This window comes from Serratia sp. A07, assembly GCF_058725505.1.
In genome coordinates, this window is sequence record NZ_JBZXDO010000018.1 from 76,328 (window position 1) to 90,275 (window position 13,948).

Annotated in this window: 13 protein-coding genes; 10 read left to right on the forward strand and 3 right to left on the reverse strand. The window is 63.4% G+C overall.

All coding sequences use genetic code 11. The features are described 5' to 3' along the window. Positions 1–132 precede the first annotated feature (132 nt). The gene (locus AC4PR2_RS17635; protein WP_060439882.1) at positions 133–723 is read left to right on the forward strand and encodes a TetR/AcrR family transcriptional regulator; all 591 of its coding nucleotides are present in this window, start codon (positions 133–135) and stop codon (positions 721–723) included. On the opposite strand, the gene AC4PR2_RS17640 is transcribed toward AC4PR2_RS17635, so the two are convergent. After that, on the reverse strand, positions 720–1,022 hold the full coding sequence (locus AC4PR2_RS17640; RefSeq protein WP_100395749.1) for a cupin domain-containing protein: 303 nt from the start codon (positions 1,020–1,022) through the stop codon (positions 720–722). The genes AC4PR2_RS17635 and AC4PR2_RS17640 overlap by 4 nt on opposite strands. Positions 1,023–1,116: 94 nt before the next feature. Next, positions 1,117–2,997, reverse strand: coding sequence for a potassium transporter Kup (locus tag AC4PR2_RS17645; RefSeq protein ID WP_100395748.1), 1,881 nt, complete (start codon positions 2,995–2,997; stop codon positions 1,117–1,119). A 240-nt stretch (positions 2,998–3,237) separates the two neighbouring features. On the opposite strand from AC4PR2_RS17645, the gene AC4PR2_RS17650 reads away from it, so the two are divergent. Next, complete coding sequence (locus tag AC4PR2_RS17650; RefSeq protein ID WP_100395747.1) at positions 3,238–4,977, forward strand: ABC transporter permease; 1,740 nt, start codon at positions 3,238–3,240, stop codon at positions 4,975–4,977. A 12-nt stretch (positions 4,978–4,989) separates the two neighbouring features. After that, complete coding sequence (locus AC4PR2_RS17655; protein WP_159318062.1) at positions 4,990–6,309, forward strand: ABC transporter ATP-binding protein; 1,320 nt, start codon at positions 4,990–4,992, stop codon at positions 6,307–6,309. Here the strand turns inward: AC4PR2_RS17655 and AC4PR2_RS17660 are convergent. Further along, positions 6,306–7,235 carry a LysR substrate-binding domain-containing protein gene (locus AC4PR2_RS17660; protein WP_060418747.1) on the reverse strand — a complete coding sequence of 310 codons (930 nt, stop codon included), beginning with the start codon at positions 7,233–7,235 and terminating at the stop codon, positions 6,306–6,308. The genes AC4PR2_RS17655 and AC4PR2_RS17660 overlap by 4 nt on opposite strands. Positions 7,236–7,404: 169 nt before the next feature. Between AC4PR2_RS17660 and AC4PR2_RS17665 the strand changes: the two genes are divergently transcribed. From AC4PR2_RS17665 to AC4PR2_RS17695, 7 genes are all read left to right on the forward strand, one after another. Next, positions 7,405–8,355 carry a branched-chain amino acid ABC transporter permease gene (locus AC4PR2_RS17665; RefSeq protein WP_060418744.1) on the forward strand — a complete coding sequence of 317 codons (951 nt, stop codon included), beginning with the start codon at positions 7,405–7,407 and terminating at the stop codon, positions 8,353–8,355. Between the two features lie 10 nt (positions 8,356–8,365). Next, entirely contained in the window at positions 8,366–9,478 is a 1,113-nt protein-coding gene (locus tag AC4PR2_RS17670) for an ABC transporter permease subunit (protein ID WP_197756601.1), read from the forward strand. Next, a complete protein-coding gene (locus AC4PR2_RS17675) occupies positions 9,475–10,245 on the forward strand; it encodes an ABC transporter ATP-binding protein (protein ID WP_087762766.1) in 771 nt (256 codons plus the stop codon). Before AC4PR2_RS17670 ends, AC4PR2_RS17675 begins: the two co-directional genes overlap by 4 nt. After that, positions 10,238–10,951 carry an ABC transporter ATP-binding protein gene (locus AC4PR2_RS17680; RefSeq protein WP_180547264.1) on the forward strand — a complete coding sequence of 238 codons (714 nt, stop codon included), beginning with the start codon at positions 10,238–10,240 and terminating at the stop codon, positions 10,949–10,951. The genes AC4PR2_RS17675 and AC4PR2_RS17680 overlap by 8 nt, the downstream gene beginning before the upstream one ends. Positions 10,952–11,033: 82 nt before the next feature. Beyond that, entirely contained in the window at positions 11,034–12,137 is a 1,104-nt protein-coding gene (locus tag AC4PR2_RS17685; RefSeq protein WP_492175327.1) for a branched-chain amino acid ABC transporter substrate-binding protein, read from the forward strand. A gap of 18 nt (positions 12,138–12,155) precedes the next feature. Then, complete coding sequence (locus tag AC4PR2_RS17690; RefSeq protein WP_060439876.1) at positions 12,156–12,647, forward strand: L-2-amino-thiazoline-4-carboxylic acid hydrolase; 492 nt, start codon at positions 12,156–12,158, stop codon at positions 12,645–12,647. Then, positions 12,644–13,870, forward strand: coding sequence for a Zn-dependent hydrolase (locus AC4PR2_RS17695; RefSeq protein WP_197756948.1), 1,227 nt, complete (start codon positions 12,644–12,646; stop codon positions 13,868–13,870). Before AC4PR2_RS17690 ends, AC4PR2_RS17695 begins: the two co-directional genes overlap by 4 nt. Positions 13,871–13,948: the final 78 nt, after the last annotated feature.

Below are 13,948 nucleotides of genomic sequence, written 5' to 3' on the forward strand. Positions count from 1 at the left end.
CCAATTGGTTGTCGATTGGCAAACAATAGGAGCAAAGCGCGATGACCGCAAGAGAAATTTATAAAGACATTGGTATTCCCGCCGATTTAAGCGATCCTATGTCGCTGAATGGCAGGTAAATTGGAGCAGAGAATGGCTGGCAGACCGCGCGAGTTCGACCGCGAACAGGCGCTCTTGAAGGCGCGAAACTTATTCTGGCGACAGGGCTACGAAGGCACCTCGATGTCGGATCTGGTGGCGGAATTGGGCATTGCTTCCGCGCGCATCTACAAGGCGTTCGGCTCCAAAGAGCAGCTGTTCCGAGAGGCGATCGCCAGTTATGAAACCGAGGAAGGCGGCTTCGCCGATCGCGCCTTCGCGCAGGAAAGCGGCATTCGCCCGGCGATCCAACGTATGTTGGAAGATGCCGTGCGGCTCTACAGCCGGCCGGATCTGCCGCAGGGTTGCATGGTGGTCTCCTCCGCCGCCAGCGTCAGTGCGGAGAACGACGGGCTCAAAACCTGGCTGGCTGAGCATCGGTTGCAGCGCACCCAGCAGATCGTCGAACGGCTGCGGCAGGCGGTGCAAGCCGGCGAACTGCCGGCCGGTACCGACGCCGACAGCCTGGGGGACTTTTTCGCCGTCTTCCTGCACGGCCTGTCGATTCAGGCGCGTGACGGCGTCACTGAAGCGCGACTGTTGGCGGCGGTCAAGGTGGCGCTCACCGCCCTGGGCGACGCTTAATCTTCGGGCAGATCGAAAATCACCAGCGTGCCTTCGCTGCCCGGCAACACGCGGTGCGGCACGCCGGCCGCGGCCTGATACAGCTGGCCGGCCTGCACCATAATCGTTTCCCCCGCCACCTGCAGCCGCAGCTGCCCGCGGATCACCAGCAGCCCTTCGCTGTAATCATGCACTTCATCCGCTATGCTGCGCTCATCCATGCGCAGCACTTTGATATTGGCCGCACCGACGCGGCCCAGCACGGTAGAACGCCAGGCCTCAGGCAGTTCGGCCGCCTGCAGGTTTAAATCGAACAGCATCGGTACCCCCTGTGGTTATCGAACGTAGCGGCACTCTACGCCGACTGCGGCCGGCGTGGAAAGAATCCCGGGTTGTAGCTTATGCCCGCCAGGCCTATACCGGCACCCGGCGGCTGATCTCCACCACCTGATCGCTGGGCAGGTAATAATAATCCGTGACGTGCATGCCGTTGCGCACCATCAGCGCGAACAGGTTGCGCTGCCAGGACGGCATCCGGTCGCTCGCCTCGCGGCGCACCACGGTTTCATGGCCGAGATAGTAAGTCGCCTCGTCGAAGTTCAGGCCGCATTTTTGCGCTTCGACGTGCTGCAGCAGCTGCGGGATGTTCGGCCGCTCCATAAAGCCGTAGCTGGCCACGCCGCACCAAAACCCCGGCACCAGTTCGCGCATCGCCAGGCGTTCGGCATTCGATACCCGCGGTTCATTGACGATGGCAATGGTCAGCGCCAGCACGTTGGCGTGCAGCGAGCCGTTGCGTTTGACGTGCCATTTCATTACCGGCGGCGTGCCCTGCAGGCTGCGGGTGAGAAAGACCGCGGTGCCCGGCACCCGCGGCACGGATTCACGCTGGATTTTCGCCAGGAAATCCGCGATCGGCACCGTCGTCTCGCCGAGGGTGCGCACGGCCGCCAGCACCCCGCGATGCCAGATCAGCATCACGGTATAGACCGCGGCGGCCAGCAGCAGCGGGATGTAACCGCCCTGCAACACCTTGGTCAGGTTGGCCGTCAGGAAGCTCAGATCGACCACGAAGAAGCACCCCGCCACCAATAGGCTGGCGGCCAGCCCCCAGCGCCACACCTCGCGCATCGCCACGAACAGCAAGCCGGTGGTCATGATCATGGTCAACGAAACGGCGATGCCGTAGGCGGCGGCCAGATTGTCCGAGGATTTGAAGAACACCGTCAGGAACAGCGTCACCACCATCAGCAGCCAGTTGATGGCGCCGATGTAGATCTGCCCGTAGCTTTCCTCGGTGGTTTGTTTAACCCGCAGCCGCGGCAGCCAACCCAGCTGGATTGCCTGGCGGGTCATCGAAAACGCGCCGCTGATGATCGCCTGGCTGGCGATGATCGTCGCCAGCGTGGCCAGGATCACCAGCGGGATCAGCAGCGCCGGCGGGCACAGGCGGAAGAAGATGTTCTGCGTGACGTCGGCGCCGGCCAAAATCAGCGCGGCCTGGCCGGCGTAGTTGAGCAACAGGCTGGGAAAAACGATGCCGAACCAGGCCAGCCAAATCGGCCGTTTGCCGAAGTGCCCCATGTCGGCGTACAGCGCTTCGGCGCCGGTGACGCACAGAAACACGCCGCCCAGCACCAGGAAGCTGGTCAGCCCATTCGAGAACAGGAAATGAATGCCGTACATCGGGTTCAGCGCCAGCAGCACCGCCGGGTGCTGGATGATGCCCCACACGCCCAGCGCGGCGATCGACAGGAACCACAACGCCATGATCGGCCCGAACACGCGGCCGATACGTGCGGTGCCCAGCGGCTGAATGGCGAACAGGCTGAGCAAAATCACCACCGCCGCCGGCAGAATGTAGGGCTGCGACGCCGGCAGCACGATATTCAGCCCCTCGAGGGCGGAGAGCACCGAAATGGCCGGCGTGATGGCGCCGTCGCCGTAGATCAACGCCGCGCCGAACAGGCCGGCGAACAGCACCAGCGGCCGGGATTTCCGCCTGCTGACCAGCAGCGACATCAGCGCCATGATGCCGCCCTCGCCGCGGTTGCCGATGCGCATGGCGAACATGGCGTATTTGAGCGAGGTGACGATCACCAGCGTCCAGAAAATCAGCGACAGCAGGCCAAGGATCACCGGCGCCGACGGCGCATCGCCGGAGAGAAACAGCACGGTTTTCAGGGTGTACAACGGGCTGGTGCCGATATCGCCGAACACCACGCCCAAAGCGCCCAGCGCCAACGGCGCCAGGCCGGTCTTGTTCGAGGTTTCCGTATCATTGCCGACAGACATCTGCTTGCTCCTTAGCCTTGCACAGTGAGTTGGAATTATTGTCACTTTATTGCCGCCGCGCCACTCGCTCGGCAGCGATAAGCATAACTTAACCGCCATCTTCGCCAGTGACAGTATCGCCCGTTTGCGGCACAGAAACCGCCGCCGGTGAGCAACGGTTTAGAATCGGCCGAGCCGGATGGTCTATAGTCCTTATGCGATTGTCACTTTCTTGTTTGCGCCCGCCGTGGGAGAAGTGAAATGAACGTCCGGCTCAACACCCATGTTTCCGCCCGGCGCCTGCTGCCCAATGGCTGGGACGTCATCGCCTTTCCGCTGATCATCGGCCTGATCGCCATGATGGCCATCGGCCTGCATCAAACCCTGCAACCGATCGTCACGCTGAAAACGCAGGCGATATCGCTCGATCCCGCCAACCTGCCGGAATACGCCCTGCGCACCACGCTGCGCATGCTGGTGGCGATGGTGGCCGCGCTGGCGTTCTCGCTGGTCTACGGCACCCTGGCGGCCAAGAGCCGGCGCGCCGAAAAGGTGCTGGTGCCGATCCTCGATATCCTGCAGTCGGTGCCGGTACTCGGCTACATCTCTTTCACCGTCACCTTTTTCATCGCGCTGTTCCCCGGCCGGGTGCTGGGGGTCGAGCTGGCGGCGATGTTCGCCATCTTCACCAGCCAGGCGTGGAATATGACCTTCAGCTTCTACCAGTCGCTGCGCACCGTGCCGCGCGATCTGCAAGAAGTGGCGCGCGGCTTCCATCTGAGTCCGTGGCAACGTTTCTGGAAGCTGGACGCGCCGTTCGCCATGCCGGGGCTGATCTGGAACATGATGATGTCGATGTCCGGCGGCTGGTTCTTTATCGTGGCGTCGGAAGCGATCACCGTCGGCAACAACACCTTTACGCTGCCGGGCATCGGCGCGTATCTCGCGCAGGCCATCCTCAGCAAGGATCTGCCCGCGATAGGTTGGGTGCTGCTCACCATGACGGTGGTGATCCTGGCCTACGATCAACTGCTGTTTCGGCCATTGGTGGCATGGGCGGACAAATTCCGCATGGAAACCACCCGCTCGGCGAGCGCCCCCACTTCCTGGCTGTTGAACCTGATGCGCCGCACGCGCCTGATCCACCTGCTGCTGACGCCGCTGGGCGCACTGCTGGCCAAAACCGCGCGCCTGAAACTGAGCCTGCCCGCCCGGCCGTTGCGCCGCGGCAATAGCGCCCAACGGCAGCGGCGTTCGCGCACGATCGATCGGTGTTGGAGCACCATCGTCATCCTGCTGACGCTGGCGATCGCCTGGCGCGTCATTCTCTATGTGCAGACCGGCGTGACGCTCAATGACGTGGGCCATGTGATGGTGCTGGGGCTGATCACGCTGCTGCGCGTGGCGGTGCTGATCGCCCTGTCGTCGCTGATCTGGGTGCCGCTCGGCGTACTGATCGGCTTGCGCCCAACGCTGGCCGGAAAGATCCAGCCGATCGCCCAGTTTCTGGCCGCGTTTCCGGCTAACCTGCTGTTCCCGGTGTTCGTCATCACCATCGTCCACTTCCGGCTGAACCCCGATATCTGGCTGTCGCCGCTGATCGTGTTGGGCACCCAGTGGTACATTCTGTTCAACGTGGTGGCCGGCGCCACGGCGTTGCCCAACGACTACCGCGAGGCCGCCGCCAATTTTCACATTCGCGGTTGGCAATGGTGGCGCCAGGTGATGCTGCCGGGCATCTTCCCCTATTACATTACCGGCGCCATCACCGCGTCCGGCGGCGCCTGGAACGCCAGCATCGTGGCGGAGTTCGTGCAGTGGGGAAGCACCCAGGTGAAGGCGCACGGGTTGGGCGCCTACATCGCCGAAACCACCGCCGCCGGCGATTTCCCCAAGATCATTTTAGGCATCGCCGTGATGTCGCTGTTCGTTACGCTGTTCAACCGTCTGCTGTGGCGGCCGCTTTACGCCTACGCCGAATCCCGCTTCCGCATCGATTAAGGAGCCGTTCAGATGTCAGACCTTCACCCAACGCAGGCGACACACTCGCCCGGCGAGGAAATTTTAGCGGTCAACGCGGTCAGCCATGGCTATGACAAGGCACATGGCGAGCTGCTGATCCTCGACGGGGTCAATCTGTCACTGCGGGCGGGCGAGATCGTCGGGTTGCTGGGCCGCTCCGGCTCGGGCAAATCGACGCTGCTGCGCATCATCGCCGGCCTGGTTGCCCCCACCGCCGGGGCGGTGAACTACCTGGGGCAGCCGCTGAACGGCCCCGCCAAAGGCGTCGCCATGGTGTTTCAAACCTTCGCGCTGTTCCCCTGGCTGACGGTGCTGCAAAACGTTGAGGCCGGCCTCGAGGCGCTGGGCGTCGCCCCTGCCGAACGGCGCGAGCGGGCATTGGCGGCCATCGATCTTATCGGCCTGGACGGCTTCGAAAACGCCTACCCGCGCGAGCTTTCCGGCGGCATGCGCCAGCGCGTAGGCTTTGCGCGCGCGTTGGTGGTGGATCCGACGCTGCTGCTGATGGATGAGCCGTTCTCGGCGCTGGATGTGTTGACCGCCGAAACGCTGCGTACCGACCTGCTGGATCTGTGGACCGAGGGGCGAATGCCGATCAAATCGGTGCTGATCGTCACGCACAACATCGAGGAAGCAGTCTTCATGTGCGATCGCATTCTGCTGCTCTCTTCCAACCCCGGCCGGGTGATCGCCGAAATCAAGGTGCCGTTCAGCCACCCGCGCAACCGGCTGGATCCGCAGTTCCGCCGCCTGGTGGACGATGTGTACGCCAAGATGACCGCCCGCCCGACCGACGGCAACGTCAAGAAAGGGCTGAAGCTCGGCACCCGGCTGCCGCACGTGTCCACCAACCTGATCGCCGGCCTGATCGAAACCCTGGCCGCCGCGCCCTATTTCGGCCGTGCCGACATGCCGGAGATCGCCCTCTCGCTGCATCTGGAGGTCGATGAGCTGTTCCCCATCGCCGAAGTGCTGCAGTCGCTGGGCTTCGCCGACGTGCGTGAAGGCGACATCTTCCTGACGCCGCCGGCGCGCGCATTCGCCGACGGCGACGTTCAGGCGCGCAAAGTGCTGTTCGCGGAGCATCTGCTGCGCTATGTGCCGCTGGCCGCGCTGATCAAAAACGTGTTGGACGAGCGGCCGGGGCACCGCGCGCCGCGCGTGCGTTTCGAGCAGGAGCTGGAGGATTCGCTGTCGGACAGCGCCGCCAAAGAGACGCTGGATACGGTGATCAACTGGGGCCGTTACGGCGAAATCTTCTCCTACAACGATCAAACGGCGTTTTTCAGCCTGGAGGACGTCGAGTTTTAAGCGAGCCGGCGCTCATCGGCTTCGCGGCGCAGCCACTGCCGCAGGTTTTCACCCTCCTGCGACAGTTCGCTATCCAAGCGAGCGCACAGGTAATAATCCCGACCGTCGTCTATCGGCAGATCGAACATTTTGATCAACTCGCCGCTTTCAAGGTACTGGGCGATCAACGGCTCGCGCATCAATGCACACCCCAATCCCGCCTGCACCGCCGCCAGCGTCAGCAACCCGTCTTCGAACATCGGCCCGATGCTGCGCAGCGGGCGTTTAACGCCGGCCAGCTGAAACCATTGCATCCAGGTATTACGCTCCTCGTCGTGCAGCAGCGGCAGCGCCGCCAGCTGATCCGGCGTATCGAGCAAACCGTGCAGTTTACTGAATGCCCGGCTGCACACCGGCACCATTTGGCCGGACATCAGCTTTTCGCTGCGATAGCCGGTCCACTGCCCAACCCCGAAGCGGATCGACAGATCGGCGGCGTCGCTCAGGTAATTGCGGTGGTTGGCGTAAACCACATTGATGTCGATATCCGGATTTTCCCGCAGAAAGCCGCGCAGCCGCGGAATGAACCAGCCCATGCCGAACAGCGGGATCAGGCTGATGGTGACCTGCCGCGACGCGGACTGCTCGCGCACGTGTTCGGTCGCCTGGCGCAGCACGTTAAACGCCGACCGGATCGAGCGGTAATATTCCCGCCCCTCGCCGCGCAGCACCAGATGGCGCCCCTGCCTTTCGGTCAACGGCATCTGCAAGAATGCCTCCAGCGTTTTCAGCTGATGGCTGACCGCCGAAGGCGAAATCATCAGCTCCTTCGCCGCCGCGCTGATGCTGCCCAGGCGCGCGATGGCCTCGAACGCCCGCACGGCGCGCAGCGGCGGATCGTTCGGCAACATCGGCAACGGCTCATCGTACTGTTCTGTTTTTTTCATATATCGATTGTTTTATGGAAAGTCCAGGAGAAGTATTTATTTAATATACATAAAAATCAAAGCATTAAAATCACTCGTTTTTTGTATAAGAAAGTATTTTTCCGTATTTTACAATTTTTTTAAATTCTCTACTGTGAGCCTCCTGACTCATTATCTCCGGACTCTCCCTATGGATACGCTGGTACAGCAGACCGTCAACGGTTTGATGCTCGGCAGCATCTATGCGCTGATCGCGCTCGGCTACACCATGGTGTACGGCATCCTGCGCATCATCAACTTCGCGCATGGCGACGTGCTGATGGTCGGGGCGCTCAGCGCGCTGTCGGCGATCGGCGTGTTGCAGCATCATTTTCCCGCGTTACCGCCCTACGCCACGCTGCTGCTGGCGGCCCTGTTCGCCATGGCCGTCTGCGCCATCACCTCGATGGCGATCGAACGTCTGGCCTATCGCCGGTTGCGCAATGCACCGCGCCTGGCCCCGCTGATCAGCGGCATCGGCGTCTCGCTGCTGTTGCAAACCCTGGCGATGCTGATCTGGTCACGCAATCCCCTGATGTTTCCGCAGCTGTTGCCGATGACGCCCATCGCCCTGACCGCAGGCAGCGCCGAACATGCGCCGGCGGTGATCACCGGCACCGCGATCGTCACGCTGGCGGTGGCCGTGACGGTCATGGCCGGCCTCTGGCTGCTGGTCGAACACAGCCGTTTCGGCCGCGCCATGCGCGCCACGGCGGAAAACCCGCAGGTCGCCGGCCTGATGGGCATCAGTCCTGACCGCATCATCGTTCTGACCTTCGCGCTCGGCGGCGCGCTGGCGGCGGTAGCCGGCATCATGATGGCCAGCAACTACGGCAACGCCGGTTTCTCGATGGGCTTTTTGCCCGGCATCAAAGCCTTTACCGCCGCCGTGCTCGGCGGCATCGGCAACCTGCGCGGCGCGATGCTCGGCGGTTTGCTGCTGGGGCTGTTCGAATCGCTGGGCACCGGCTATCTCGGCGAGCTGACCGGCGGCGTATTCGGCAGCAACTACCAGGACGTATTCGCGTTTCTGGTGCTGATCGCCGTGCTGGTCTTCCGCCCCTCCGGGCTGTTGGGCGAACGCATCGCCACGCGCGCATAAGGACATCACGATGACCGTTTTAACTTCCTCGCTTCCTCTGGCCACGCCTCGGCGCGCCAGGCTGGGGCTGACGCTGTTCATTCTCGCCCTGCTGCTGGCACCCTGGGTGGCGGGCGCCGCCGGCGGCAACTACTGGGTGCGCGTCGTCGACTTCGCGCTGCTGTACCTGATGCTGGCGCTCGGGCTGAACATCGTGGTGGGCATGACCGGATTGCTGGACATGGGCTTTATCGCTTTTTACGCCGTTGGCGCCTATCTGGCCGCGCTGCTGTCGTCACCGCATCTGACGCAGCAGTTCCCGCTGCTGCTGCAGTGGTTCCCCGATGGGCTGCACCTGTCGATGCTGTGGCTGATCCCGCTGGCGGCGCTGCTGGCGGCGGCGTGCGGCATTCTGCTCGGCGCGCCGACGCTGCGGCTGCGCGGCGACTATCTGGCGATCGTCACGCTCGGTTTCGGCGAGATCGTGCGTATTTTGATGCGCAACCTCGACCGCCCGGTCAACCTCACCAACGGCCCCAAAGGCATTTCCGGCATCGACCCGGTCAGCCTGTTCGGCCTGAAGTTTTCCGGCATGCATGAGTGGTTCGGCGTGCGTTTCTCCGGCCTGTACCTCTATTACTACCTGTTCGCCGCGCTGCTGCTGGCGATCCTGTTTATCAGCCTGCGGCTGCAAAACTCGCGCATTGGCCGCGCGTGGACGGCGATCCGCGAAGACGAGGACGCCGCGCGGGCGATGGGCATCAACACCCGCAACTTCAAGCTGCTGGCCTTTGCCATCGGCGCCACCTTCGGCGGCGTGGCCGGCGCGCTGTTCGCCGCGTTTCAGGGCTTCGTGTCGCCGGAATCGTTCACCCTGCAAGAGTCGATCGCCGTACTGGCGATGGTGGTGCTCGGCGGCATGGGGCACATCCCCGGCGTGATCCTGGGTGCGCTACTGCTGGCCGCTCTGCCGGAGCTGCTGCGCAGCAGCATGGGGCCGCTGCAGCAGGCGCTGTTCGGCCAGGTGCTGATCGACCCGGAAATTATCCGCCAACTGTTTTACGGCCTGGCGCTGATCCTGGTGATGCTGTATCGCCCGGCGGGCCTGTGGCCGGCCCACCACCTAAGAGGGAATGCCGCATGACGCCTTTGCTCGCTTTACACCACGTCAGCAAACGCTTCGGCGGCCTGACGGCAGTGGATGACGTCAGCATGAGCATCCGCCAGGGGGAGATCTACGGCCTAATCGGGCCGAACGGCGCCGGTAAAACCACCTGCTTCAATCTGATCACCGGCCTGTACCGTGCCGACGAGGGCGAATTTCGCCTGCAGGGCCAGCGCTATAAGCCCCAAGCGATCGATAAAGTGGCGCAGGCCGGCATCGCCCGCACCTTCCAGAACCTGCGGCTGTTCAACGAAATGAGCGTGCTGGAAAACGTGATGGTCGGCTGCCACGTACGCACCCGCAACGGCCTGTGGGCAGCGATCGCCCGCCACCGCCGCGCCAGGGAGGAAGAACAGGCGGTACGCGATAAATCCCATGCGCTGCTGGAGTATGTCGGCATCGGCCAATTCGCCCATTACCGCGCCGGGGATCTCGCCTACGGGCACCAGCGCCGTCTGGAGATCGCCCGCGCGCTGGCAACCGAGCCCCGGCTGCTGGCGCTGGACGAACCTGCGGCCGGCATGAACGCCGGAGAAAAAGTGGCGCTGCGCGAGCTGCTGCTGCGCATTCGCGACAGCGGCAAAACGCTGCTGTTGATCGAACACGACGTCAAGCTGGTGATGGGTTTGTGCGATCGCCTGACGGTGCTGGATTACGGCAAAGCGATTGCCGAAGGCGAACCGGCGCAGGTTCGGCGTGAACCGGCGGTCATTCAGGCCTATCTGGGAGGCGGCGCGCATGTCTGAAGCCCTGCTGAGCGTTAAACGACTCAAAGTGTCTTACGGCGGCATTCACGCGGTCAAAGGCATCGATTTTATGGTCAACGCCGGCGAGCAGGTCACGTTGATCGGCGCCAATGGCGCGGGCAAGACCTCCAGCCTGCGGGCGCTGACCGGGCTGCAGCCGTTCGAGGGCGACATCCTGTTCGACGGCCGTTCGATTCGCGGCGTGCCGCCGCACCGCTTGCTGCAACAGGGGCTGGTGATGGTGCCGGAAGGTCGTGGCATTTTCACCCGCCTGACGGTGCGAGAAAACCTGCAGCTGGGCGCCTATGCGCGCCGTGACAAACCGGCGGTGCGGCACGATTTCGAACGGGTATGCGCCACCTTCCCGCGCCTGAACGAACGCCTGCATCAACCGGCCGGGCTGCTTTCGGGCGGCGAGCAGCAGATGGTGGCGATGGGCCGCGCGCTGCTTAGCCGCCCGCGCCTGTTGATATTGGACGAACCGTCGATGGGGCTGGCGCCGATTGTGGTGGAGGCCATTTTTTCGGTCATCAAACAGTTGGCTCGTGACGGCGTCACGCTATTGCTGGTCGAGCAAAACGCCCGCCTGGCGCTGGAGTCTACCGATCGCGCCTATGTGTTGGACAGCGGCAGCCTGAGCCACAGCGGCCGCTCCGCCGAGATGCTGGACGATGAAAAAATCAAACAGATCTATTTGGGTGAATAACCGTTGCTACCTTTAACCGCACCAGGAGTATGACATGCAGCAGAACTTTCGCATCAAGCCGTTGGCGCTGGCCGCCGTAACGATGATCCTGAGCCTTCCGGCGCTGGCGGACGACACCGTGTTGATCGGCCTGGCCGGGCCGCTGACCGGCCCTTCCGCGCGCATCGGCAAAGATCTCGAAAACGGCGCGCGCCTGGCGATCGCCGACGCCAACGCGCAAAAGCCGACGCTGAACGGCAAACCGGTCACCTTCAAATTGCTGTCCGAGGACGATCAGTCCGATCCGCGCACCGCCGTGGCCGTCGCGCAGCGTTTGGTCGACGAAGGCGTGGCCGGCGTGGTCGGCCACTGGAATACCGGCACCAGCATCCCGGCGGCGCGTATCTACCACGACGCCGGCATCGCCCAGGTGGCACCGGTCGCCACCGGCCACGGCTACACGCAACAAGGCTTTGACACCAGCTTCCGCGTGATGGGCCACGACGACGACGGCGGCAACTATGCCGGGCAGTATGCGGTGAAAACGCTGAAAGCCCAGCGCATCGCGGTGATCGACGATCGCACCGCCTTCGGCCAGGGGCTGGCAGACGAGTTCATCAAATCGCTGCAGGCCCAGGGCGTGCAGCCGGTCACCCGCGAGTACGTCGACGACAAGACCGTCGATTTCAGCGCCGTGCTGACCACCGTGCGCAGCAAAAACGCCGATCTGATCTTCTTCGGCGGCGTGGATTCCCAGGCGGCACCGCTGGCGCGCAAACTGAAACAGCTGGGCATGAATGCGCAGCTGATGGGCGCCGGCGGCTTTGTCAGCCAGACCTTCCTGACGCTGGCGCAGCGGGAAGGCGAAGGCGTGGTGGCACTGGAGCCAGGGCTACCGCTGGAACAGATGCCGGGCGGCAAGGCGTTTGAACAAGCCTACCGCGATCGTTACCACACCCACATCGAACTGCATGCGCCCTTCGCCTACGACGCCACCCGGGTGCTGATCGCCGCCATCGAGCAGGCCGGCTCGGCCAATCCGGCCGATTACCTGCCGAAACTGCGCGCCATACATTACCAGGGCGTGACCGGCGCCATTGCCTTCGATGCGCAGGGCTACCTGCAACAGCCGAGCTTCACCCTGTACCGGGTCGTGGACGGCAAATGGCAGCCGCAAACCGTGTTGGGCGGCGCCAAACCACAATAAATCAAGAGGAGCAAGGCGATGAGCTGTGCAAACAACGAATTGGGCATTTTGGCCCGCAGAAAGATCGAAGCGGAGATCATCAAACCGATCTACCAGATTCTGGTGCGTGAAATCGGCAAGGTGCGCGCTCAGGCGGTGATCGGCGAAGCCATCGAGAATGCCGCCATCGCGGCAGGCAAGCAGTTCGCCGCACAGGAGCCGAACGGCGCGGATCTGCGCAGCTTCGCCGCCTTGCAGTACCTGTGGGAAAAAGACGATGCGCTGCGCGTCGAGGTGATCAACCAGGACGAACAGCACTTCGACTATAACGTCACCCGCTGCCGCTATGCCGAGATGTATCACGAGATGGGGCTGGGGGAAATCGGCCACCTGCTCTCCTGCGCGCGCGACAGCCAGTTTATCGTCGGCTATGCCCCGGAGGTCGAGCTGCAGCGCAGCCAAACCATCATGTCCGGCGCCCCCTGCTGCGATTTCCGCTACACCGCCAAAACGCCGGGAGAAGAACAATGACGTATCGGGTCAACGGCGAGCGCCTGTGGCAAAGCCTGCACGCGATGGCGCAGTTCGGCGCCATCGCCGACAACGGCGTCACCCGCCTGGCGCTCAGCGAAGAGGACCGGCAGGCGCGCGATCAGCTGCGTCTCTGGGCACTGGAGGCCGGTTGCAGCGTGCGCGTCGATCGAATGGGCAACATGTTCCTGCGCCGTGAAGGTTCGCGGCCCGAGCTGGCGCCGGTGGTCACCGGTTCTCACGGCGACTCGCAGCCCCAGGGTGGCCGTTTCGACGGCATCTACGGCGTGCTGGCCGGGTTGGAGGTTATTCGCAGCCTTAACGATCGGCAGATCGTCACCGAACGCGCGATTGAAGTGATCAACTGGACCAACGAAGAAGGCGCGCGCTTCGCGCCGGCGATGATCGCCTCCGGGGTGTTCGCCGGGGTATTCGATCTCGAGTACGGCCTGTCGCGCCGCGACGAGCATGGCATCAGCCTCGGCGAGGCGCTGGAACGCATCGGCTACGCCGGCGAACACCCGGTGGGCGGCATGCCGATCCACGCCGCCTTCGAGCTGCACATCGAACAGGGGCCGATTCTGGAAGCGGAACACCTCGACATCGGCGTCGTGACCGCCGCACAAGGGCAGCGCTGGTACGAACTGGAAGTCGTCGGCTTCAGCGCCCATGCCGGCACCACGCCGATGGATCGCCGCCGCGACGCCCTGCTGGGCTTCACCGAGCTGGTGACGGCGGTCAACGGTATCGGCTGGGATTTCGCGCCCGATGCGCGTGCCACGGTGGGCATGGCGCAAATCACCCCCAATTCACGCAACGTGGTGCCGGGCCGGGTCTTTTTCAGCGTCGAATTCCGTCATCCAGAGGAAGCAACCCTGGAGCAGATGGAGCAGCGCCTGCTGGCGGCGGTAAACCACGTCAACGGAGGCGGCCTGACCGCTCGCGCCGAGCGCATCTTTCAGTATCCTCCGATCGCTTTCGATCGGGGCTGCATCGACAGCGTACGCCACGCCGCACAAGCCTTGGGCTATCGCCATCGCGACATGATTTCCGGCGCCGGCCACGATGCCTGTTACCTTAATCGCGTCGCGCCGACCGCCATGATTTTCATTCCCTGCGTGGATGGCATCAGCCACAACGAACGGGAAGACATCACCCCCGCCTGGGCCGCCGCCGGTGCCGACGTCTTGCTGAACGCGCTGCTGGCGCACGCCGACGCCTGAACCTCGCCCCGGTTTTTCGCCGGGGCAAAAAATATTCAACAAAACGGTTGAATATTAGCCTGCCTGTTCTATATTCAA

Bases quoted from the DNA above. Each gene is read 5' to 3' on its own strand.
- AC4PR2_RS17635 (WP_060439882.1), top strand. From the start codon at position 133: ATGGCTGGCAGACCGCGCGAGTTCGACCGCGAACAGGCGCTCTTGAAG.
- AC4PR2_RS17695 (WP_197756948.1), top strand. From the start codon at position 12,644: ATGACGTATCGGGTCAACGGCGAGCGCCTGTGGCAAAGCCTGCACGCG.
- AC4PR2_RS17670 (WP_197756601.1), top strand. From the start codon at position 8,366: ATGACCGTTTTAACTTCCTCGCTTCCTCTGGCCACGCCTCGGCGCGCC.
- AC4PR2_RS17640 (WP_100395749.1), bottom strand. From the start codon at position 1,022: ATGCTGTTCGATTTAAACCTGCAGGCGGCCGAACTGCCTGAGGCCTGG.
- AC4PR2_RS17675 (WP_087762766.1), top strand. From the start codon at position 9,475: ATGACGCCTTTGCTCGCTTTACACCACGTCAGCAAACGCTTCGGCGGC.
- AC4PR2_RS17680 (WP_180547264.1), top strand. From the start codon at position 10,238: ATGTCTGAAGCCCTGCTGAGCGTTAAACGACTCAAAGTGTCTTACGGC.
- AC4PR2_RS17650 (WP_100395747.1), top strand. From the start codon at position 3,238: ATGAACGTCCGGCTCAACACCCATGTTTCCGCCCGGCGCCTGCTGCCC.
- AC4PR2_RS17655 (WP_159318062.1), top strand. From the start codon at position 4,990: ATGTCAGACCTTCACCCAACGCAGGCGACACACTCGCCCGGCGAGGAA.
- AC4PR2_RS17645 (WP_100395748.1), bottom strand. From the start codon at position 2,997: ATGTCTGTCGGCAATGATACGGAAACCTCGAACAAGACCGGCCTGGCG.
- AC4PR2_RS17660 (WP_060418747.1), bottom strand. From the start codon at position 7,235: ATGAAAAAAACAGAACAGTACGATGAGCCGTTGCCGATGTTGCCGAAC.
- AC4PR2_RS17685 (WP_492175327.1), top strand. From the start codon at position 11,034: ATGATCCTGAGCCTTCCGGCGCTGGCGGACGACACCGTGTTGATCGGC.
- AC4PR2_RS17665 (WP_060418744.1), top strand. From the start codon at position 7,405: ATGGATACGCTGGTACAGCAGACCGTCAACGGTTTGATGCTCGGCAGC.
- AC4PR2_RS17690 (WP_060439876.1), top strand. From the start codon at position 12,156: ATGAGCTGTGCAAACAACGAATTGGGCATTTTGGCCCGCAGAAAGATC.